Here is a 337-nt window from a genome sequence, read left to right as displayed (position 1 = left end):
CGTCGACCAGGATGATCTCCACCTGGCAATCCAGCAGGCGGCAGGCGGCGCGGGTGCGGCGCAGCAGTTCCGGCAGGCTGGCTTCTTCGTTGTAGACGGGGATCACCACGGATACCCGGTCGATGGCATAGGGCTTCATGCGCCTTTCTCCAGCAGGTCTTCGATGGCGCCGACCACGCGGTCGACGTCGGCGAGGGTCATGTCGGGGAACAGCGGGATGGAGCACAGCCGTGCCGAATTCCATTCGCTGTTGGGGAGCGCCAGCTCGGGCCAACGCTCGCGGTACCAGGGGTGCAGGTGGGTGGCGGTGAAATGGATGCCGGTGCCGATGCCGCGC

General features: G+C 66.8%; 2 protein-coding genes. Both read right to left on the bottom strand.

What is annotated here, in order from left to right; all coding sequences use genetic code 11:
• Positions 1 to 139 (bottom strand): glycosyltransferase (locus tag FSV73_RS25465; protein WP_145013145.1); only part of this gene is annotated, 139 nt, incomplete at its 3' end.
• Positions 136 to 337: DegT/DnrJ/EryC1/StrS family aminotransferase (locus FSV73_RS25460; protein ID WP_186309353.1), on the bottom strand; the 202-nt coding region annotated here is incomplete at its 5' end. The genes FSV73_RS25460 and FSV73_RS25465, both read right to left, overlap by 4 nt.

It is taken from the genome of Pseudomonas oryzihabitans, assembly GCF_007665395.1.
Lineage (GTDB): Bacteria > Pseudomonadota > Gammaproteobacteria > Pseudomonadales > Pseudomonadaceae > Chryseomonas > Chryseomonas psychrotolerans_C.
This window is presented reverse-complemented; position numbering and strand designations above follow the sequence as displayed.